General features: G+C 61.3%; 21 protein-coding genes. 12 read left to right on the top strand and 9 right to left on the bottom strand.

Going from position 1 to position 18,748, the window contains the following annotated elements:
* The first annotated feature begins 85 nt into the window (after positions 1-85).
* Positions 86-1,507, top strand: coding sequence for a PLP-dependent aminotransferase family protein (locus tag ASN89_RS08385; protein ID WP_058048965.1), 1,422 nt, complete (start codon positions 86-88; stop codon positions 1,505-1,507).
* 5 nt (positions 1,508-1,512) lie between these two features.
* Here ASN89_RS08385 and moaA read toward each other — a convergent pair whose 3' ends face one another.
* Together moaA and ASN89_RS08375 are read right to left on the bottom strand one after the other, a co-directional pair.
* Complete coding sequence (moaA, locus tag ASN89_RS08380; protein WP_058048964.1) at positions 1,513-2,580, bottom strand: GTP 3',8-cyclase MoaA; 1,068 nt, start codon at positions 2,578-2,580, stop codon at positions 1,513-1,515.
* A gap of 103 nt (positions 2,581-2,683) precedes the next feature.
* Positions 2,684-2,965 (bottom strand): helix-turn-helix domain-containing protein, encoded by a 282-nt coding sequence (locus tag ASN89_RS08375; RefSeq protein ID WP_058048963.1) that lies wholly within the window; start codon positions 2,963-2,965, stop codon positions 2,684-2,686.
* Positions 2,966-3,131: 166 nt separating this feature from the next.
* On the opposite strand from ASN89_RS08375, the gene ASN89_RS08370 reads away from it, so the two are divergent.
* Genes ASN89_RS08370 through ASN89_RS08345 form a run of 6 tightly spaced genes read left to right on the top strand, consistent with a single transcriptional unit; the run spans position 3,132 to position 10,642 of the window.
* Entirely contained in the window at positions 3,132-5,444 is a 2,313-nt protein-coding gene (locus tag ASN89_RS08370) for an FdhF/YdeP family oxidoreductase (protein WP_058048962.1), read from the top strand.
* A 13-nt stretch (positions 5,445-5,457) separates the two neighbouring features.
* The gene (locus tag ASN89_RS08365) at positions 5,458-6,837 is read left to right on the top strand and encodes a cytochrome ubiquinol oxidase subunit I (RefSeq protein ID WP_058048961.1); all 1,380 of its coding nucleotides are present in this window, start codon (positions 5,458-5,460) and stop codon (positions 6,835-6,837) included.
* A 30-nt stretch (positions 6,838-6,867) separates the two neighbouring features.
* Complete coding sequence (locus ASN89_RS08360; RefSeq protein WP_058048960.1) at positions 6,868-7,848, top strand: cytochrome d ubiquinol oxidase subunit II; 981 nt, start codon at positions 6,868-6,870, stop codon at positions 7,846-7,848.
* A 27-nt stretch (positions 7,849-7,875) separates the two neighbouring features.
* Positions 7,876-8,796 carry a bestrophin family protein gene (locus ASN89_RS08355; protein WP_058048959.1) on the top strand — a complete coding sequence of 307 codons (921 nt, stop codon included), beginning with the start codon at positions 7,876-7,878 and terminating at the stop codon, positions 8,794-8,796.
* A gap of 12 nt (positions 8,797-8,808) precedes the next feature.
* On the top strand, positions 8,809-9,666 hold the full coding sequence (gene fdhD / locus ASN89_RS08350; protein WP_058048958.1) for a formate dehydrogenase accessory sulfurtransferase FdhD: 858 nt from the start codon (positions 8,809-8,811) through the stop codon (positions 9,664-9,666).
* 7 nt (positions 9,667-9,673) lie between these two features.
* A complete protein-coding gene (locus ASN89_RS08345; RefSeq protein ID WP_058048982.1) occupies positions 9,674-10,642 on the top strand; it encodes a ribonuclease Z in 969 nt (322 codons plus the stop codon).
* Positions 10,643-10,766: 124 nt separating this feature from the next.
* On the opposite strand, the gene ASN89_RS08340 is transcribed toward ASN89_RS08345, so the two are convergent.
* On the bottom strand, positions 10,767-11,423 hold the full coding sequence (locus ASN89_RS08340) for a tetratricopeptide repeat protein (RefSeq protein WP_161911761.1): 657 nt from the start codon (positions 11,421-11,423) through the stop codon (positions 10,767-10,769).
* Positions 11,424-11,588: 165 nt separating this feature from the next.
* Here ASN89_RS08340 and ASN89_RS08335 point away from each other — a divergent pair, with 165 nt between their 5' ends.
* Positions 11,589-12,248: an XAC2610-related protein gene (locus ASN89_RS08335; RefSeq protein WP_058048956.1), complete on the top strand. Its 660-nt coding sequence runs from the start codon at positions 11,589-11,591 to the stop codon at positions 12,246-12,248.
* A 33-nt stretch (positions 12,249-12,281) separates the two neighbouring features.
* Positions 12,282-12,752 carry a GNAT family N-acetyltransferase gene (locus ASN89_RS08330; protein ID WP_058048955.1) on the top strand — a complete coding sequence of 157 codons (471 nt, stop codon included), beginning with the start codon at positions 12,282-12,284 and terminating at the stop codon, positions 12,750-12,752.
* On the opposite strand, the gene ASN89_RS08325 is transcribed toward ASN89_RS08330, so the two are convergent.
* Entirely contained in the window at positions 12,749-13,366 is a 618-nt protein-coding gene (locus ASN89_RS08325) for a TetR/AcrR family transcriptional regulator (protein WP_058048954.1), read from the bottom strand. The genes ASN89_RS08330 and ASN89_RS08325 overlap by 4 nt on opposite strands.
* A 156-nt stretch (positions 13,367-13,522) precedes the next feature.
* Between ASN89_RS08325 and ASN89_RS08320 the strand changes: the two genes are divergently transcribed.
* The gene (locus ASN89_RS08320; RefSeq protein ID WP_058048953.1) at positions 13,523-14,758 is read left to right on the top strand and encodes an MFS transporter; all 1,236 of its coding nucleotides are present in this window, start codon (positions 13,523-13,525) and stop codon (positions 14,756-14,758) included.
* 175 nt (positions 14,759-14,933) lie between these two features.
* On the opposite strand, the gene ASN89_RS08315 is transcribed toward ASN89_RS08320, so the two are convergent.
* From ASN89_RS08315 to ASN89_RS08300, 4 genes are all read right to left on the bottom strand, one after another.
* Positions 14,934-15,263, bottom strand: coding sequence for a YbaK/EbsC family protein (locus ASN89_RS08315; protein WP_058048952.1), 330 nt, complete (start codon positions 15,261-15,263; stop codon positions 14,934-14,936).
* Positions 15,264-15,328: 65 nt separating this feature from the next.
* Positions 15,329-15,532 carry a DUF3079 domain-containing protein gene (locus tag ASN89_RS08310; protein WP_034759072.1) on the bottom strand — a complete coding sequence of 68 codons (204 nt, stop codon included), beginning with the start codon at positions 15,530-15,532 and terminating at the stop codon, positions 15,329-15,331.
* 90 nt (positions 15,533-15,622) lie between these two features.
* Positions 15,623-15,997 (bottom strand): hypothetical protein, encoded by a 375-nt coding sequence (locus ASN89_RS08305; RefSeq protein WP_235501911.1) that lies wholly within the window; start codon positions 15,995-15,997, stop codon positions 15,623-15,625.
* 126 nt (positions 15,998-16,123) lie between these two features.
* Positions 16,124-16,531, bottom strand: a complete 408-nt coding sequence (locus ASN89_RS08300) for a GNAT family N-acetyltransferase (RefSeq protein ID WP_058048950.1) — start codon at positions 16,529-16,531, stop codon at positions 16,124-16,126.
* A gap of 284 nt (positions 16,532-16,815) precedes the next feature.
* Here ASN89_RS08300 and ASN89_RS08295 point away from each other — a divergent pair, with 284 nt between their 5' ends.
* Positions 16,816-17,562, top strand: coding sequence for a hypothetical protein (locus tag ASN89_RS08295; RefSeq protein WP_138828871.1), 747 nt, complete (start codon positions 16,816-16,818; stop codon positions 17,560-17,562).
* A gap of 17 nt (positions 17,563-17,579) precedes the next feature.
* Positions 17,580-17,990: a hypothetical protein gene (locus tag ASN89_RS28650; protein ID WP_152988514.1), complete on the top strand. Its 411-nt coding sequence runs from the start codon at positions 17,580-17,582 to the stop codon at positions 17,988-17,990.
* A 194-nt stretch (positions 17,991-18,184) separates the two neighbouring features.
* Here the strand turns inward: ASN89_RS28650 and ASN89_RS08290 are convergent, their stop codons facing one another.
* Positions 18,185-18,457 (bottom strand): DUF4242 domain-containing protein, encoded by a 273-nt coding sequence (locus tag ASN89_RS08290; protein WP_046682377.1) that lies wholly within the window; start codon positions 18,455-18,457, stop codon positions 18,185-18,187.
* Positions 18,458-18,748: the final 291 nt, after the last annotated feature.

The following is an 18,748-nucleotide window of genomic DNA, read 5'->3' as shown; positions in this document are numbered from 1 at the left end:
ATGCGATAACTGTAACTATAGGTAGTCATGAATTGGACGATAATGCAATGACGTAGAGCAAGAATCAAAGAATGGATACCATTGCATGAAACTGTATGAAAAGCTCGTCGGCGACATCGAGCAACTGGTGGCCAAGGGCGTGCTCTTGCCCGGCGAACGCATACCCTCCGTGCGCCAGACCAGCCAGCAGCACAAGCTGAGCATCACCACGGTGCTGCGCGCCTACGTCAAGCTAGAAAGCATGGGCGTGATCGAAAGCCGGCCCCAGTCCGGCTACTTCGTGCGCGCCCGCGCCGGCGATGCGCAGACTGCGGACCTGTGCATGCAGGCCTCCCAGCCCAGTACCGTGCCGGCGGAAGTGCACGTCAGCCGCCTGGTGCTGTCGACCTTGCGCTCGATCGGCTTGCATGACGCGATCCCGCTGGGCTCGCCCTACCCCGATCCGTCGCTGTTTCCCTGGGAACGCATCAACCAGTATGCGGGCGCCGTGGCGCGCCGCAACCGCGCGTGGAACGTGACGGACGATCTGCCGCCGGGCAACCCGCAACTGATCCGCGAAATCGCCCGCCGCTACATGGAAAACGGCCTGGCCATCGATCCCGATGAAATCATCGTCACCGTGGGCGCCACGGAAGCGATCAACCTGTGCCTGCAAGCCGTGGCCAAGCCGGGCGACACCATCGCCGTCGAATCGCCCACCTTCTATGCCATGCTGATGGCCGTCGAACGGCTGGGCATGAAGGTGGTGGAAGTGTCCACCGATCCGTACGACGGCATCAGCGTCGAAGCGCTGGCCGACATCATGGCGCGCCAGCCCATCGCCGCCGTCATGGTGATGCCGAACTTCCAGAATCCGCTGGGCTTCCAGATGTCCGACCAGCGCAAGCGGGCCCTGGTCCAGCTGCTGGAGCAACACGAGGTGCCCGCCATCGAAAACGGCGTCTACAACGAACTGTATTACGGCGACGCCCATCCATCGTCGCTCAAGTCGTACGACCGCAAGGGCATGGTGCTGCACTGCTCCTCGTTTTCCAAGAGCCTCAGTTCCGCCCAGCGCGTGGGCTGGGCCTTGGCCGGGCGCTACCGGGGCAAGGTGGAGGAACTCAAATTCCTCAACACCCTGGCCACGTCCTCGTTTCCGCAGCTGGCGATTGCCGAATACCTGCAAAACGATGGCTATGAACAGCATCTGCGCCGCACCCGCAAGGCCTATGCCCAGCAGGCGCGCATCATGGCGGCTGCCGTACTGCGCTTCTTTCCTACCGGGACGAAAATCTCGCATCCGCAGGGCGGCTACGTGCTGTGGGTGGAATTGCCCGGCGACATAGACTCCATGCAGCTGTACCGGCGCGCGCTGGAATGCAAGATTACGGTGGGTCCGGGACGCATGTTTTCCGTCAGCCAGGCCTACAAGCATTGCATTCGCCTCAACTACAGCTATCCGTGGAGCGTGGACGTCGAGCAAGCCATTATTCTGCTCGGCAAACTCATCACCGAATTTCTCTAGACCACTCACCCGCCCACCAGCGACATGCGCACGGTGGGATATTGCTTGCGCCCGCCAAGCTGGTCCAGGGCGCCGCGCACTTCCGAATAGCGGTCGCCACGGCGCTGCCAGTGCTGGCGCAGCAGGGCTTCCAGGCCTTGCGCGGAGTCCAGATGGGGCCGCAGGTCGAGGCCGTCCTGGGCGAACAGGCAGGTAAACAGCTTGCCATCGGACGAGACGCGCACCCTGCTGCAGTCGCCGCAGAACGGCTGCGACACGCTGGAAATGAAACCCACTTCGCCGCCGCCATCAAGATAGCGGTAGCGGCTGGCCGTTTCGTGCAAGACAGGCTTGCCTTCGGCCAGCGGCACGAGGGGGAACTCGGCCGCGATCAGCGCGCGTGCCGCCTCGGACGTGACGACGTGCGTGCGCGACCAGGCGCCGATGCCGCCCACATCCATGAATTCGATCAGGCGCAAGTTCACGCCCGTGTGTCGAAAATGGCGCGCCAGCGGCACGATCTGGCTATCGTTGACGCCTTTCTGCACGACCATGTTGACCTTCACGGGGTTCAAACCCACGGTTTGTGCCACCTCTATGCCGTGCAGCACTTTCTCGACGGGAAAATCGACGCCATTCATGCGCTGGAAGATGCCGTTATCGAGACTGTCGAGGCTGACGGTGACCCGCTCCAGACCCGCATCCTTCAGCGAACGCGCCTTGGCCGCCAGCAAGCTGCCATTCGTCGTCAGCGCGATGCTCACGGCGCGCCCGTCCGGCGTGGTGAGCCGCGCCAGACGCTCGATCAACTGCTCCAGGTTCTTGCGCAGCAGCGGCTCGCCACCCGTGATGCGGATTTTATTCACGCCAAGGCGCACGAAGGCGCGCGCCATCGTTTCAATCTGGTCGAAGGACAGGCGCTCGCTCGATGGCAGAAACGGGTAATCGCTGGGGTACAGCTCGGCCGGCATGCAATAGGTGCAGCGGAAATTGCACTGGTCGATGACGGAAATACGCAAGTCCGTCAGGGGGCGGCCCAGCACGTCCACGCACGGTTCACTATGGTCTGGCTGCGGATACCTGATGGTGTTCATTGTGCTTCCCCTTGATGTGCGTTCGTCTGGAAGTAGCATAGGACGAAAGCAGGCACTCAAGGAGGTACAGTCCGGCGCCAGGCGATAGAGTACAGATTCGGCTTTACTCTCCTGGTGGCGCGAACACGCTGGCGCACAGCTCGGCGCCCGCCGTACTCAGCGAAGCGCTGTCGCCGCCGCTCTCCGCCGTGGCGACTGTCACCAGTCCCGCACTGGACAGCGCATTGAGCTGGCGCAGCAAAGTACTCATCTGTATTCCTGCCCGCTTGGCCAGCTTGGCCAGTGACCACGGTTTTTCCGGCGCCTCCTGCCGTGCTTCCCACAGCAGTGCCAGCAGCGCGATCAGCGCCGCGTCGATTCCCTCTTCCTTGTCTTCCTTGTGCATGTTCTTTCTCCTTGTCCTCATCATAAATCACGGCCGGCGCCGGCGCGACCGGCATCGTCGTCTTGCCATCTGTACTCTGTTTTTTTAGCCGGAACTGTGCGCCTACGGGGCAAGCCGCCGCCCCTACCATGTGATTGTCCCATCGCATATCACCAGGAGAGTCATCATGAGCAAGCCAAAGTCCGACGCGCGCATCGCGCCCTACACCCATGCCGCGGCCGGTTGGGGTGCCCTCAAGTACGTGGCCATCAATCTGTTCAAGGAAAAAGTCAGCGCGGGCAATTACCGCTCGCTGTTCGAGCAAAACCAGCCCGATGGTTTCGACTGTCCCGGCTGCGCCTGGCCCGACCGCGAACACGCGTCGACGTTTGAATTCTGCGAAAACGGCGTCAAGGCCGTGGCCGCCGAATCGACGAGCAAGCGCGTGCGCCCCGAGTTTTTCCAGGAGCACACGGTCACCGAACTGATGGAGCAGTCGGACTATGATCTGGAACAACATGGCCGTTTGACGGACCCCATGGTGTACGACTCTGCCAGCGACAAATACCAGGCCATTTCCTGGGACGACGCGTTCGCCCTCGTGGCGCACCACCTGCACGCGCTGGACGACCCGAACCAGGCCGCCTTCTATACGTCTGGCCGCGCCAGCAACGAAGCCGCTTTCCTGTATCAGCTGTTCGTGCGCGCCTACGGCACCAACAATTTCCCCGATTGCTCCAACCTGTGCCACGAAGCGACCAGCCGTGGCTTGCCGGAAACCGTGGGCATCGGCAAGGGCACGGTGCTGCTCGACGACTTCGAGCATGCCGATACCTTGCTCTTGTTCGGCCAGAATCCGGCCACCAACCACCCGCGCATGCTGGGAGAATTGCGCGAAGCGTCGCGCCGTGGCGCCACCATTGTTTCCATCAACCCATTGCACGAACGGGGCCTGGAGCGCTTCACGAGCCCCCAGCACCCGCTGGAAATGCTGACGGGCGGCAGCACGAACATTTGCTCGCTGTTCATCTGCCCGACCCTGGGCGGCGACTTCGCGCTGATCAAGGCCATGGCCAAGCGCATCGTCGAGCTCGATGACGACGCCATCGCCCACGGCCAGGAGCGCGTGCTCGACTGCGCCTTCATCGCCGAACACACGACGGGCTTCGACGCGTTCGCGGCCGACCTGCGCGCGGAAAGCTGGGACTTGCTGCTGGCCGAATCGGGCGTGGCGCGCGACAAGATCGAAGAGCTCACGCAGATCTACGTGAAGGGCAAGGCCGTCATCGCCACCTGGGGCATGGGCGTGACGCAGCACAAGAATTCGCTGGCCACCGTGCAAATCCTGTCGAACTTGATGATGATGCGCGGCAATATCGGCAAGCGCGGCGCGGGCCTGTGCCCCGTGCGCGGCCACTCGAACGTACAGGGTGACCGCACCATGGGCATCGAGGAACAGCCGACCAAGGAATTCCTCGACCGCCTGGGCCTCGTCTTCAACTTCGAGCCGCCGCGCCACCACGGCTACGACGCCGTCGGCACGATAGCAGCCATGCTGGAAAAAAAAGTCAAAGTGTTTGTCGCGCTCGGTGGCAATTTCTCGATGGCCACGCCGGACACGCCGCGCACGTGGAGCGCGCTGCGCTCGTGCGACCTGACCGTGCACATCGCCACCAAGCTCAACCGCAGCCACCTCGTGCACGGCAAGGATGCATTGATCCTGCCCACCCTGGGCCGCACGGAAATCGACGTGCAGCAGGGCGTGGCGCAAGGCGTGACGGTGGAAGACTCGATGAGCATGGTGCATATCTCGTTTGGCATGAACCAGCCCGCTTCACCCAATCTGCGTTCGGAAATCGCCATCGTGGCCGGCATGGCGCAAGCGACCATCGGCAGCGAAAAGATCGACTGGCTGCGCTATGCCGGCAACTATGCGCTGCTGCGCGATTCCATCGAACAAGTTTTTGACGACTTTTTCGACTACAACTTGCGCGTGGCCAAACCGGGCGGTTTCCACCTGAAAATCGCCTCGCGCGAGCGGGTATGGAAAACGGACAGCGGCAAGGCGCAATTCCTCGTCAACGCCATCGAACTGGACACACCGATCCACCGTGCACGCCAGCAATATGGCGAGCGCCTGATGGTGCTGATGACCACGCGTTCGCACGACCAGTACAACACGACGATCTACGCCATGGACGACCGCTACCGCGGCGTGTTCGGCCAGCGCCGCGTGGTCTTCATCAACAAGGACGACCTGGCCATGCTGGGCTTTGCGGCCGGCGACTGGGTCGACTTGATCGGCGTGTGGCATGACGGCATAGCCCGCCGCGCCGACCGCTTCCTGCTGGTCGAGTACGACATCCCGCGCGGCTGCATCGGCGCCTACTACCCGGAAACCAATCCGCTGGTGCCGCTCGACAGCGTGGGTGAAGGTTCGCGCACGCCGACCTTCAAATCCATCCCCGTGCTGCTGTCGCCTTCGGCCGCCCTCAGCTGATCAGGAGAACGCCATGTTCGGTTTCGATACCCTGGACCTGTCGCGCGCGCAATTTGCGATGACGGCCATCTTCCACATCCTGTGGCCCATATTGACGATCAGCCTGTCGCTGTTCCTGTTCGTTGTCGAGGCGCTGTGGCTACGCACCAGCGACCCCGTCTACTACCGCCACGCGCGCTTCTGGAGCAAGCTGCTGGTGCTGAACTTTGCCGTCGGCGTCGTCAGCGGGATTCCCCTCGAGTTCCAGTTCGGCACCAACTGGGCGCCGTTCTCGCACCACTCGGGCCAGTTCATCGGCAACATCCTCGGCTTCGAGGGTGCCATGGCCTTCATGCTGGAAGCGGGCTTCATCGGCGTCATGATGTTCGGCTGGGGCCGCGTACCGAAGGGCGTGCACCTGTTTGCCACCGGCATGGTGGCGCTCGGTTCCAGCATTTCCTCGTTCTGGATCATGGTCGCCAATTCCTGGATGCAGACGCCCGCCGGCGTGCGCGTGGTCGACGGCAAGATCATCGTCACCGATTACGTGGCCGCCATCTTCAATCCCGACATGGCCTGGGCCGTGGGCCACATGTGGGTGGCCGCCGTGGAAACGGGCTTGTTCGTCATCGCCGGCATTTCCGCCTGGTATATGTTCAAGCGCCGCGAACCGGCCTTCTTCGCCCGCTCGTTCAAGCTGGCGCTGATGCTGCTGCTCATCATCGCACCGTTGCAGGTCTGGCTCGGCGATTCGAGCGGCGTCGATGTCTTCAAGACCCAGCCCGCCAAGGGCGCGGCCATCGAAGGCCACTGGCACACGAACCGCGATGGCGAGGGTGCGGCCTGGTCCCTGCTGGCCTGGCCCAACCAGGCCGAGCAAAAGAATGACTGGTCCATCGAAGTGCCCGGCATGCTCAGCGTGATCGCCACGCATAGCGCGACGGGCAAGATCACGGGCCTGGCCGACATCGCCCGCGAAGACCAGCCGCCCATGCTGCCGCTGCTGTACTACGCGTTTCGCGCCATGGCCGGCATCGGCATGTGGTTCGTGCTGCTGTCGTTCTGGACCTTCGTGGTCTGGCGCAAGGTGGGCGGACGGGTGGAAGAGTTCGTACGCAATCGCAAGCTGCTGCTGGCCTGGGTGCTGACGATACCGCTGCCCTACATCGCCGTCGAGTGCGGCTGGATCGTGCGCGAAGTGGGACGCCAGCCGTGGGTCGTGTACGGCCTGCTGCGCACGCGCGACGCCGTCTCCGACGTGGCGGCCCATGCCGTGGCCGGCAGCATGCTGATGTTCTTCGTGTTTTACGTCGTGCTGTTCGCTACGTTTTTTGTGTTTGCCAAGAAATGGCTGCAACAAGGCCCGGACGTGGCGCTGCCGCTGCCGGACGCTGCCCATGCCGTGGGCTACTGAAATGCGCCGCTACCAATCAAGGAGTTTGTAATGGAGATGAATTCGCACGCCATGCTGGGCAATGCATGGTTCGGCCTGATCGGCCTGATGCTGATCTTTTACGTGGTCACGGACGGTTTCGACCTGGGCGTGGGCATCCTCAGCCTGTTCACCCGCCGCGAACAGGAACGCAACCTGATCTTCCAGTCCATCGAGCACGTGTGGGACGCCAACGAAACCTGGCTGGTGGTGGTGGGCGGCGCCCTGTTCGGCGCCTTTCCCAGCGCTTACGCCACGTTGCTGGAACAGCTGTACATCCCCATCATGCTGCTGATCGCCAGCCTGATCATGCGCGGTGCCTCGATCGAGTTCCGCCATGCGGCCGGCAGGAAGCGCCAGTGGGACCTGGTCTTCGGCGTGGGCAGCCTGCTGGCCGCCGTGGCGCAAGGCGTGGTGCTGGGCGAAGTCATCACGGGTCTACAGCCGGGCTGGCTGAGCGGCATCTTCACGGCGTGCACGGCGCTGGGCGTGGTGGCCGGCTATTGCCTGCTAGGCAGCACCTACCTGATCAAGAAGACGGGCGGCCAGCTGGAAGCGGCGGCGCGCCGCTACGCGACGGCCAGCGTGCTGGCGACTGTCGCGGCCGCCATCGTGCTGTCGGCCGGCACCATGGTCTTCAGCGCCATCGGCCACGACCGCTGGGCGCAGCCGGGCGTGTTCGGCGTGCTGCTGGCCCTGGCCGCTATCGCCGCCAGCGCTTTTATTTATATCCTGTGGGCCGTGCACGTGAATGGCGTGCGCGGACCATTCCGCGGCGCCATCGTGCTGTTCCTGGCCTCGTTCGCGGGCCTGGCCATCAGCTTTTTCCCCGACCTGGTGCCGGGCAAGCTGAGCATCGCGGCGGCCGCCTCCGATGAGCCTACCCTGATCTTCATGCTGATCGGCATGGGTTCCATGCTGCCGATCATGGTCGGCTACAACCTGTTCCAATACTACGTCTTCGAGGGCAAAGTCGTGCCCCGGAAACATTAACCGGCAGCACGGCATGCGCATTCCATCATGATTATCCGCCCCACCACCAACTGGTTTCGCATGCTGTTCGTCTGGGATGGCTCGGTGCTGCAAGCCATCATCCCGCAATTGCTGCTGATGCTGGTCGTCAGTTCGCTGGCCTTGCTGACGGATGGCCGTATCTTCGGCGTCAAGATTCCGCTCGATACGGCGCCGTTTCCCATGGTCGGCATCAGCCTGGCGATCTTCCTCGGCTTTCGCAACAACGCCAGCTATGCGCGCTTTGTCGAGGCGCGGCATATCTGGGGGCAATTGCTGATCGCCGCGCGCGCCCTGGCTTCGCAGGCGCTCACGTATCTGCCGCAGGAAACGAGCGGCCTGGACCGCGAATTTCTGCTGCGCCGCCTGGTCGCCTTCGTCTACGCGCTCAAGCACCAGTTGCGCCAGACGGACCCGCAGGCAGACCTGGCACGCTACCTGCCGGCCGAGGAAGTGCAGCGCTTGCAAGGCGTCAACTTCAAGCCCGTCGCCGTGCTCCATTCGGTACGCGCCATGCTGTACGACGCCGTGCAGCGCCAGCCGGGCCAGACGCAGTTGCTGTGGATGCTCGACACCCAGCTCAACGATCTGGCCGCCACCGTGGCCGGCTGCGAGCGCATCAAGAACACGCCGATCCCGTATCCGTACGGCGTGCTGGTGCACCGCACCGTCTATATGTACTGTTTCTTGCTGCCGTTGGGCCTGGTGGACGCCATCGGCGTGGCCACGCCCCTCATTTCCGTCTTTGTTGCCTACACCCTGTTTGCGCTGGAAGCCATCGCGCAGCAGATCGCCGAACCGTTCGGCCTGGCGCCCAACTGCCTGGCCCTGAACGCCATGACGCGGGAAACGGAACGCTCGCTGCTGGAATTGAACGGCGACCCGCTGCCGCCCTCGATCCGGCCCTGCCCGCGCTATCAAATCAATTAACGGGAGAACAGCATGGACTTTGATACCACTACCACCGAACGCGACGGTTACCTGGAAGTTCCCATGGTGCGCCACCAGGCCGGCGTGGCCACGGCGGGCCACGACCTGGTGGCCGAGGAGTATCCCGTGGCCCTCGTCTACAACGGCATCGCCCACGCGGTGATGATGGCCACGCCGCGCGACCTCGAGGAATTCGCCGTCGGCTTTACCTTGACGGAAGGCATCGTCGGCAGCGTGCGCGACATCTACGACCTCGACGTGTGCTGCGGCGAGGACAGCGCGGAAGTGCGGCTGACCATCGCCCAACCAGATTTGATGCGGCTCAAGGCCCGCCGCCGCGCGCTGACCGGGCGCACCGGTTGCGGCGTGTGCGGCATCGAAAGCCTGGCCCTGCTGGACCTGGTGCCGGAAAAGATCACGCGTCCCTTGCCGCCGCTGGTCGCCAGCAGCGCCATCCTCGGGCGCGCCGCGCGCGAACTGCTGCCTTACCAGGAGCTGATGCACAAGACGGGCGGCGTGCATGCCGCCGCCTGGTGCACGGCCGAGGGCGCCATCGTGAAAGTGTTCGAGGATGTGGGCCGGCATAACGGCCTGGATAAACTGATCGGCTACCTGGCGCTGCACCGCATCGCCATGCACGACGGCTTCGTCTTCCTGTCCAGCCGCGCCAGCTATGAACTGGTGCGCAAGTCGGCGCGCATGCATATCGGGCTCGTCGCCACCATCTCGGCGCCCACCTCGCTGGCCATCCGTATCGCGCGCCAGGCCGGCATGCAGCTGGCCAGCTTTTGCCGCCGCGACGGCTTTGTCGACTACACGACGCAGGCAAGTTGCCTTGATACTGCACAAATCCGCCGCCCTGCCGCATAATGCGCCCATGTTCAAACTGACTTTTCTCGGCACGTCTTCCGGCGTGCCCACGCGCCACCGCAACGTCACGTCGCTGGCCCTGCAAACCACGCACAACCGCGACTGGTGGATGATCGATTGCGGCGAAGCGACGCAGCACCGGCTGCAGCGTATTCCCCTGTCCGTGCACGACCTGGTGGGCATCTGCATCACCCACGTGCATGGCGACCACAGCTATGGGCTGCCGGGCCTGCTGGCCAGCGCCTCGATGACGGGGCGCAAGAAGCCCTTGCTGCTGATCGCCCCGGCCGCCATCAAGGCGTGGATCGACGCAACCTTGCTGCACACGGAACTGTTCCTGACGTACCCGCTGATCCACATCGACGTGGACAGCGCGCCAGTCGTGTACGACGAAGCGGGCCTGACCATCGAGCGCCATGCGCTGTCGCACCGCGCGCCAAGCGTGGGCTACCGTTTTGCGCTGGAAACGAGCAGGTGGAAGCTGGACAAACCGGCCCTGCTGGCCGCCGGCGTGCCCCCTGGCCCCGCCTGGGGCCTGTTGCAGGCGGGCCAGGATGCGATCCTGGACAATGGCACGGTACTAGCGGCCGGCGCTTTCCGCCAGACGGAAACACAGCGCGCCACGGTGGTAATCGGCGGCGACAACGACACGCCGTCGTTGCTGGCGGACGCCTGCGCCGGTGCGCAATTGCTCGTACATGAAGCCACCTACACGGAAGCCATGCTGCAGAAAGTGGGCCCCGGCCCCACGCACAGTTCCGTGCAGCGCGTGGCGCAGTTCGCCGAAGCGGTCCGCTTGCCAAACCTGATCCTCACCCACTTCAGCGCCCGCTATCACCATGCGGAAGGCATGGCCGAACTGGAAGAGGAAGCGCGGCTGCACTATTCAGGCAAGCTGTTCCTGGCACGCGATTTCGACAGCTACGAGCTCGATGCGGCAGGTGTGCTAAGCAAGCTGCCTGGGAAATCCCAATAACAAGGCCTAACAAAACCGTAGCGAGCGGAAGGAAGTTGTGGTTGAGAAGCGCAACTGTACGAAGGTACAGTGAGCATCGCAGACCGCAAATTACGACGCGCAGTAGGTTTTGTTAGGTGTTACTTTAGTGGGGATTGACGCCATACTGCGCCGCATACTCGGCCGCCAGCGCACGCGCCGCCTGCTGCTGTGAGGGCGTCAGAATTTCCAGTAACTGGTCGCGGTTCTTGATCGATTGCGTGCTGCCCGCCTCGGCCGGCATGGCGATCCACGCATACGCCTGCACGTAATCGAGCTCCACGCCCTGCCCTTGCGCGTACAGCAAGCCGTATTCATTCTGCGCCGACAGGGAACCGGCCTCGGCCGCCTGCTTGTACCAGAACGCCGCCTCGGCATAGTCTTGCGGCACGCCATCGCCCTTGCGGTACGCCTGCGCCAGATTGAATTGCGACTGGCCATCGCCCGCCTCGGCCGCCTGGCGGCCATACGCGAGCGCTTGCGCCGTATCTTGCGCGACGCCATCACCGCTCGCATACATCAGGGCCAGGTTGGCCAGCGATGGCGGAAAACCCGCTTGCGCGGCGGCCGTGAACAATTCCACCGCTTTCGCCAAGTCTTGCGTCACGCCATGTCCCTGGTAATACAGGCTGGCCAATAAATGCTGGCCGGCAGGATCGCCGGTGCGCGCGGCCGCGTCGAATTGCCTGAACGCCTCGGCATGATTATTATCGTTATAAGCGAGGATGCCCGCTTCATTCAACGATTCGGGAGAGGATGTCATCAGAATTCCTTGTTCGGAGATTTTTTGGCATTGTACACAGCACTGTTCCGCGCAGAATGCACGATAGGAAACGGTGTGGCGCATTAGCGGAATCATGCAGTATGATCACTCTCTGCCTGATGCAATCGGGGCATTGCTTCCCAATACCCGCCCAAGAATATCGCCATGAAACTGATTGCTCTGCTTTTATCCCTGATTTCCACCACAGTTTATGGTGGCACCTTGCACCTGGAGAAAGCCGCGACAGGCAAAGTACGGCAAGCGGCCGATATCCGTTATGTGAATCACGATGAAAAACAGACCTACCAGCTGAAAGCCGGCAAGCAGTGGATCAATGGCAGTTGCAGCAGCAGCGGCACGGGCAATTTGCACGCGCTGCTGGTCGACATGAATTTCGACGGCCACGCCGACCTGTGGGTGACCGGCTACACGGATAGCCAGGGGCGCATCCGCTGCTCCGATGTGTGGCTGTGGGATGCGCCGGCGAAGCAATACCGTTTCAACAAGCCATTATCTGCCATTCCGAATCTGGATATCAGCATCACCGGTCAAGGAATCGAAGGCGGCATCCCCAATTGCGGCTGCGCGGCGCAATGTTTTTATGAAGACAGCTATCAATGGCAGGCGAACAAGTTAATCACCATCGCCCGGCGCGAACAGGATTGCGAGCGCTACCGTGAATATCGCTTGAATGAAAAAAACGACTTGATCATCGTCAAGGATGAAATCATCGATAGCGGTAATCCCGGCCAGCAAGCCATCGAAAAGAAAAATGTAGTTGACTGGCAGCGCCAAGCGCAAACCATGCGCAAATCCTGGGAATAATCTTATCCACTATCCGACACCATCGAACAACACATGACGACACACCCAGCATCGATTACTTTCCATGCAGCCAAGGCAGAAGATACCCCGGCCTTCATCGCATTGCGCGGCAAGACGCGGCAAAACGCCATCCCCGAGGAACGCCTGGCGGAAGTAGGTATCACGGCCGACACCTGGGCGGAAATGATGCGTTCAGGCAGCCTGCCTGGCCAGGTCTGCCATCACGACGGCCAGCTGGTCGGCTACTGCTTTGGCGAGCGCGACTCGGGCGAAATCATCGTCCTGGCCCTGCTACCGGAATTCGAAGGCTTAGGGTTAGGCAAGACCTTGCTGGAATTGGTGATGACGGAGTTGCGCGCACAAGGCCACCAACGGCTGTTCCTCGGCTGCTCCAGCGACCCCGCCTCGCGCTCCTACGGCTTTTACCGCTACCTGGGCTGGACGGCGACGGGCGAAACGGACAAGTATGGCGACGACGTGCTGGAGTTTCGCTTTACAGTCTAGGCAGTCAAGCGGTTGGCATCCCACACGCGCATCACCTGCGTAATGGCAGAGCCAAACACGGCGTAGCCAACGCCATCGCGGGCCTGGATCGCCACGCCCGATAAAAAGCTGTCGAAGACGGACGCCAGCGCCACTGCATCCGTATCTGCTAACAATTCGCCGCTCGCCATGCCCCGCTTGACGCAGTGCACGAAGCCGGCGCGCGTGCGGGCGCGCGAAGCCGTCAGCGGTGCGGCCACGGCCGCATGCTCGGCCGTCGGCGCGCTCATGCAGCCGAGCGCCACCATGCAGCCGGGCGGGTGGCCCGGCTCGGACTGCATGCTGGCCGACTGGCGCAAGGCCTGCTCAATGGCCGCGCGCGGCGCCAGGCTATCGTCCCACAGGCATTCCGTCACGCGGGCAAACGTGTCCAGATAGCATTGCGCCGCCTCGCGGAACAGTGCTTCCTTCGAACCGAACGCCGCATAAAAGCTGGGCGCGGAAATGCCGCCGCCCAGGCTCGCCTTGAGCTGGCTCAAGGACGTCGATTCATACCCCTGTTGCCAGAATAAAAACATGGCCTGTTCCACCGCTGCCTGCCGGTCGAACGTGCGCGGCCGTCCCATTTGCGCCATCCATCGCTCCTTCTCATCTGCTTATACGCTACTTACATACTACTCGATACAGAAGTCGTTGACAACGCGGCGCGCCATCGCCTATATTTATACTGATCGATACATATATACCGCTATAACGGTCGTGGGATTTCTGCGCCCGATTACTTTACAAGGATGTTTGCCGTGAATCACGCCACTATCACTACCGGAACCAGCCCAGTGCTGGCCGACCGCCTCCCCGTTGCCGGCCTGCTGGCCCTGGCCATGACGGGTTTTATCTGCATCGTTACTGAAACCTTGCCCGCCGGCTTGCTGCCGCAGATCAGCGCGGGGCTCGACATCAGCGCCGCGCTGGCCGGGCAAATGGTCACGGCCTACGCGCTCGGCTCCCTGCTGGCGGCCATTCCGCTCACCATCGCCACGCGCGGCTGGCGCCGTCGCAACGTGCTGCTGCTGACCATCATCGGCTTTCTCATGTTCAATACCGTCACGGCCCTATCGTCGCACTACTGGCTGACCCTGGCGGCCCGCTTCTTTGCCGGCATGGCGGCCGGGCTGGCGTGGAGCTTGCTCGCCGGCTACGCGCGTCGCATGGTGGCGCCGCATCAGCAAGGCCGCGCCCTGGCGCTGGCCATGGTGGGCGCCCCCGTCGCCCTGTCCCTGGGGGTGCCGCTGGGTACCTTGCTCGGCTCGCTCGTCGGCTGGCGCGCCGCGTTCTGGATCATTTCTGCACTGACATTGATCCTGATCGCCTGGGTGCTGGCGAAGGTGCCCGACTACCCGGGCCAGTCCATCCATGAACGCCTGCCCCTGCGCCGCGTCTTCACGACGCCGGGCGTGCGCCCCGTGCTGGCCGTCGTCATCGCCTGGATGCTGGCCCACAACATTCTCTACACATACATCGCCCCGTTCGTCGCGCCGGCCGGATTGACGCAGCGAATCGACCTAGTGCTGCTCGTCTTCGGCGCCGCCGCCATGGCCGGCATCTGGATCACGGGCAAGCTGGTCGAGCGCCACCTGCGCGCCACCGTGCTGGCCAGCCTGGCAGTGTTCGCCGCGACGGCCCTCGTGCTGGGCCTCGCATCGCACATCCCCTTTGTAATCTACCTGGGCATGGCCGTCTGGGGCCTGAGCTTTGGCGGCGCGGCCACCCTGCTGCAAACGGCACTGGCCGACACGGCCGGCAGCGGTGCCGACGTGGCCTTGTCGATGAATGTCGTGGCGTGGAATGGCGCGATTGCGGCCGCGGGCGTGGTGGGCGGCGCCCTGCTGGAAACCTGGGGCGCGGACGCTTTCCCATGGGCGATGGTGAGCCTGCTGCTGCTGGGGTTCCTTGTCGCCTGGTCGGCCCGCGAACACGGTTTCCGCCCGGGACGGCGCAGCGGCGGCGCGCCCGTGACCGGGCATTGAAAGACGCTATTTAAATAGCTGCCGGCACGTTCAGAATGCGGGGCACATGGCCCGTATGCGCGAGAAAACGGACCAAAGTGGCATGCGACAGCGCCACCGTGGCCGTGTTGCGCAGCGGGTGGGCTTGCACTGAGTCAGCATCCCACACGGCCTCGTCCAGCACCAGTTCCACCGCCTACACGCTGTCGTGGATCAGCGCAAACAGGCTGACGGACCCGGGCGTGATGCCCAGGTGCTGCAGCAGGCGTTCGGGCGAGGCCATGCTCAGTTTGCTGGCGGGCAGCAAGCGCCCCAGCGCCGCCAGGTCGACACGCTTGTCGAAAGGCACGATGACGAGAAAATGCCGGCGCCCCTTCTCGTCGCGCACGAACAGATTCTTCACCATCAAGCCAGGCATGGCTGGTACATGGATGAGCGCTTCGGCGATCGTGTGCACGGCCGGGTGTTCGACCAATTGGACATCGGCGGCGCTGCTTTCCAGCCAGCGGGACAGTATCTCTTGCATGGGTATTTCCTCGGCGCGGATGCGATGAGGAATTGTAGCGGGTCAATGCGCGGCAGGGGTTGCCATCACGGCTTATTCTCCTGCTCCTTGTCGGCCTTGTCGGCCGCCGCCAGCCCCCAGTCATTCCAGCCTTCGCCAAACAGTTCGATCGGGTGCTGCGTGCGCTCGGAACCATTGCCACAACGCATGGCATCCGGCGGGCAATACTTGTCGCAACCCCAGCAGATGCGTTCGGGGTTCTTGGGATTCAGGGGAAAGGGCTTGGCCATGGGGGACGCAGTCGGTTGAAGTGTCCTTGTTGACTCTAGACCTGGTGCGGGGGGCGGTCAAACGAATTCCAGTGCAGAATTTGTCCGAGGTCAACTCTGTGCAGATAGCGGGTGTGGCGGCAAGACGCAGTACCCTTCCAGCACGATACGCGCCACGTTGACACTGCTGTCGGCGGCTGGCTGCGCCTTGAGTTCGTCCAGCGCATACACCATCGTCACCATGGCGCCGGGCACGAACAACTTGATGTCGTGCTTGCTGTGCGTGTAGATGCTCTCGTCGACTGCCGAGCCATCGTCCAGGCGCAAGGTAAAACTGTTGACTTGATCGCCGCGCCGGCTATCCTGGCCCGCGAAATACGTGCGCTCGATCCTGCCCGTCACCGTTTGCGTCTGGATGCGGCCGGCCTTGATGCTTTCCCACCACTCGTCAGAGGCGAACAGGCCGTAGCTGCCTTTCAAGCCCATGTGGGGCCTGGCGTTATCAAGGGTGAGGGATTGGGTTTTGGCGATGCGAGCAGGGTCTTTTATTAAGGCTTCGGCGAGAGTGTATACAAGTTTCATAACTGTGCAGGAATTCCTCGAAATACTCACTCAATGTTTGCGCCGAATGACGAAAGCATTGCCGGCAGGCTCAAAACCAAGCGTCGGATAGTAGGACATGGCATCGGGGGCGGAGAGCAATATCAGGGATACTTCGTCACCGATGATGGCCTGGGTGCGCTTGACAAGCTCTTTGCCGATACCCAGGCCCTGGTATTGCTTGTCTACCGCCAGGTCCGAGAGATAGCAGCAATACGCATGGTCGGTGAGCGACCTGGCCAGCCCCACAAGTTCGCCATCCACCCAGGCCGACAGCACCAGGCAAGGCGCGGCAAACATGCGCGCGATTCTCGGAAGGTTGCTGGTGGGCCGCTTGATGCCGGAGTGATCGAACACGCGAACAACGTCCAGCGGATCAAGGGGAAAGTTATGACGATATTCGACGGTGGTGTTTTTCATTGGTTCACGGATGTAAGGAGATGGCGCATGGGAAGCCTCTTCATGGACATAGTATAACCAGCGATGATCGAGGCATGGGGACGATACGGCATCTGTGAAACGTGCCCCTTGCGCCGATGCTTGACCGCTGGCGTCGCGAGTGGGCGCCATCAGGCCAGCGGGCACATCGCCGGCATGCCCTTTCAGTTATTTGGGCGCCTCCAGTCTGTTAAAATAGTTGAAAATTTTAATGATCAGATCATGTATCACCTGGATTTCTCAAACACAAGGAATGTGCGTAACAAATGAAAGCCATTATATTCTGCACCAGTTTTATAAAAGATGCCCCGTCATGGGAAAGCCGGTATCAACGGTGGCTCGATTACTACGAAGATATTCCAATCAATGCAGTAAAGAAGATAATGATCGATGATGCATCACCATTTCTCCCACCTGCCGACATTATCAATACAGTTTCCCATAATGCTCCACTGGCATCGAATGACGACAAAAACCTCATCATTCGCTTCGACAACAATTTGGGACGGCAAAGCGGGGCCGACTACCCGGGCTGGTGGCGCAGTTTTCTCCACTCCGTCAAAGTGGCAAATGAATTAGGCGTGGATAAAATCATCCATATCGAATCGGACGCCTATATCATGACGCCGCGCCTGGTAAATTTTATCAATGAAATCGAATCAGGCTGGAATGTCCTGTGGTCGCCGCGCTATCGCTTCCCGGAAACGGCCATTCAGGTTATCTGCAGAGATCAATTTGAAATTTTCGAGAAACTCAAGGATAACCATCCGGATTATTCTTTCCCGGATATTGCGGAAAGACTGCTTCCTTTCACCACCGTACACAAGCAATTCAAAGGCGACCGCTACAGCGATTTCACGAAAAACAGATGGATATTCCGTTCGAAAAAATTCAACAAAATTCCCATCTTTAAACATGTATATTTCTGGGAAACGATACCGCCGGATGCGGATTTTGTTACGCAGGGTATTGGCCGTCAGAAATTTGTGTATCGACGGGGTGAAGTGGCTTGATTTTGTGAGGGTGGGGAATGCCGATCTGGATTGTAAATATGTTGCTACCGTCACGATGGAATAAGCACGTGTGCACCGCCCTTGTCGGCTTTCTTGTCGCCGGTGTCGCATCGGCACGCGCCACCACGCTTGACGAGGATCGGACACGCGGCGACATACATGGCTTGTTCGAGATCAGGGATGCAGCAGTAAAATTCATGGCTGCCGAGAATTCCAAAAATGGAACAAGCTGGCAGGTATTGGAGCCGAACCGGAAGATTCTGGTGGCGAAATGTGCTGTAGCTTTGCGGGTGAAATGGGTTCCGAAGAGCCATGGCCTGTCTGGGCCGAATGTTGCTGTGAATTGCGACAAGACCGTAAAGCCCACTCCACAACATAAATGGGAAGTGTTTGTGCCGGTCGATAAGGGGCCGGTTGCGCGTAAATGATCAGGTCACGATCGAAGGAACGCACTGATGCGTTGGGTGCTGTAAAAGCTGGCTCAGCCGAAATCTGATTAGAACCTCGAACGCGCACCCACGGCGCGCGAAGTTGCCGCGCGGCGGCAACGGCCTGGCCACGTTCAGCACTATCAGAGCGAAGCTCCGCCAGGAACGAAGCTACAGTACTTTGTTGGGCGGCACTACTCCGCCGTAGTCGGGTCAATTACTGATATGACTTCCGACACCCGGTTTGCAGGGAAGCCGCCTTGCTGGGCATGTTCGCGAACGAGCCCTTCATTTTCGGCGATGTAAATACAGTAGATTTTATCGCCGGTAACATAACTTTGAACCCATTGAATTTGCGGTCCCATCTTGTTTAAGACACCGCATGACTTCTGCGAAATGGCTTGAAGTTCTTGCTCTGATAACTTTCCAGCCCCGGGAATATCACGCTCAATAACGTACTTTGGCATAGCAGTCTCCTTTGAGGTTTTCGGGCGAGCACAAGGCTCACTGGTTCTGTGAGTCACAGGTGCAGTGGCATCTATTAGTTATATACCATGCTGACCGGTTAGTATTGCTTCAATTGCCATAAATTTCGATATGGGCTCGAGGCTCAATTGCGTCATTCAGACACTGACTGATGCATTGGGTGCTGTGAAAGCTGGCTCAGTCGAAAAACTGATTAGAACCACGAACGCGCGCCTGCGGCGCGGGGCTGCCGCGCAGCGGCAGCGAATGGAGGATTCGGGGCGGGCTGGGCC

Source organism: Janthinobacterium sp. Ant5-2-1 (genome assembly GCF_001445815.1).
Classification (GTDB): Bacteria; Pseudomonadota; Gammaproteobacteria; order Burkholderiales; family Burkholderiaceae_D; genus Janthinobacterium; species Janthinobacterium lividum_E.
This window is presented reverse-complemented; position numbering and strand designations above follow the sequence as displayed.

What these genes read in the sequence shown, in the direction of transcription:
- moaA (WP_058048964.1), bottom strand. Translation starts at nt 2,580, where the DNA reads ATGAACACCATCAGGTATCCGCAGCCAGACCATAGTGAACCGTGCGTG.
- ASN89_RS08330 (WP_058048955.1), top strand. Translation starts at nt 12,282, where the DNA reads ATGACGACACACCCAGCATCGATTACTTTCCATGCAGCCAAGGCAGAA.
- ASN89_RS08340 (WP_161911761.1), bottom strand. Translation starts at nt 11,423, where the DNA reads ATGACATCCTCTCCCGAATCGTTGAATGAAGCGGGCATCCTCGCTTAT.
- ASN89_RS28650 (WP_152988514.1), top strand. Translation starts at nt 17,580, where the DNA reads ATGCCGATCTGGATTGTAAATATGTTGCTACCGTCACGATGGAATAAG.
- ASN89_RS08290 (WP_046682377.1), bottom strand. Translation starts at nt 18,457, where the DNA reads ATGCCAAAGTACGTTATTGAGCGTGATATTCCCGGGGCTGGAAAGTTA.
- ASN89_RS08300 (WP_058048950.1), bottom strand. Translation starts at nt 16,531, where the DNA reads ATGAAAAACACCACCGTCGAATATCGTCATAACTTTCCCCTTGATCCG.
- ASN89_RS08360 (WP_058048960.1), top strand. Translation starts at nt 6,868, where the DNA reads ATGGAGATGAATTCGCACGCCATGCTGGGCAATGCATGGTTCGGCCTG.
- ASN89_RS08295 (WP_138828871.1), top strand. Translation starts at nt 16,816, where the DNA reads ATGAAAGCCATTATATTCTGCACCAGTTTTATAAAAGATGCCCCGTCA.
- ASN89_RS08355 (WP_058048959.1), top strand. Translation starts at nt 7,876, where the DNA reads ATGATTATCCGCCCCACCACCAACTGGTTTCGCATGCTGTTCGTCTGG.
- ASN89_RS08315 (WP_058048952.1), bottom strand. Translation starts at nt 15,263, where the DNA reads ATGCAAGAGATACTGTCCCGCTGGCTGGAAAGCAGCGCCGCCGATGTC.
- ASN89_RS08335 (WP_058048956.1), top strand. Translation starts at nt 11,589, where the DNA reads ATGAAACTGATTGCTCTGCTTTTATCCCTGATTTCCACCACAGTTTAT.
- ASN89_RS08325 (WP_058048954.1), bottom strand. Translation starts at nt 13,366, where the DNA reads ATGGCGCAAATGGGACGGCCGCGCACGTTCGACCGGCAGGCAGCGGTG.
- ASN89_RS08375 (WP_058048963.1), bottom strand. Translation starts at nt 2,965, where the DNA reads ATGCACAAGGAAGACAAGGAAGAGGGAATCGACGCGGCGCTGATCGCG.
- ASN89_RS08370 (WP_058048962.1), top strand. Translation starts at nt 3,132, where the DNA reads ATGAGCAAGCCAAAGTCCGACGCGCGCATCGCGCCCTACACCCATGCC.
- fdhD (WP_058048958.1), top strand. Translation starts at nt 8,809, where the DNA reads ATGGACTTTGATACCACTACCACCGAACGCGACGGTTACCTGGAAGTT.
- ASN89_RS08365 (WP_058048961.1), top strand. Translation starts at nt 5,458, where the DNA reads ATGTTCGGTTTCGATACCCTGGACCTGTCGCGCGCGCAATTTGCGATG.
- ASN89_RS08310 (WP_034759072.1), bottom strand. Translation starts at nt 15,532, where the DNA reads ATGGCCAAGCCCTTTCCCCTGAATCCCAAGAACCCCGAACGCATCTGC.
- ASN89_RS08385 (WP_058048965.1), top strand. Translation starts at nt 86, where the DNA reads ATGAAACTGTATGAAAAGCTCGTCGGCGACATCGAGCAACTGGTGGCC.
- ASN89_RS08345 (WP_058048982.1), top strand. Translation starts at nt 9,674, where the DNA reads ATGTTCAAACTGACTTTTCTCGGCACGTCTTCCGGCGTGCCCACGCGC.
- ASN89_RS08305 (WP_235501911.1), bottom strand. Translation starts at nt 15,997, where the DNA reads ATGGGCTTGAAAGGCAGCTACGGCCTGTTCGCCTCTGACGAGTGGTGG.
- ASN89_RS08320 (WP_058048953.1), top strand. Translation starts at nt 13,523, where the DNA reads ATGTTTGCCGTGAATCACGCCACTATCACTACCGGAACCAGCCCAGTG.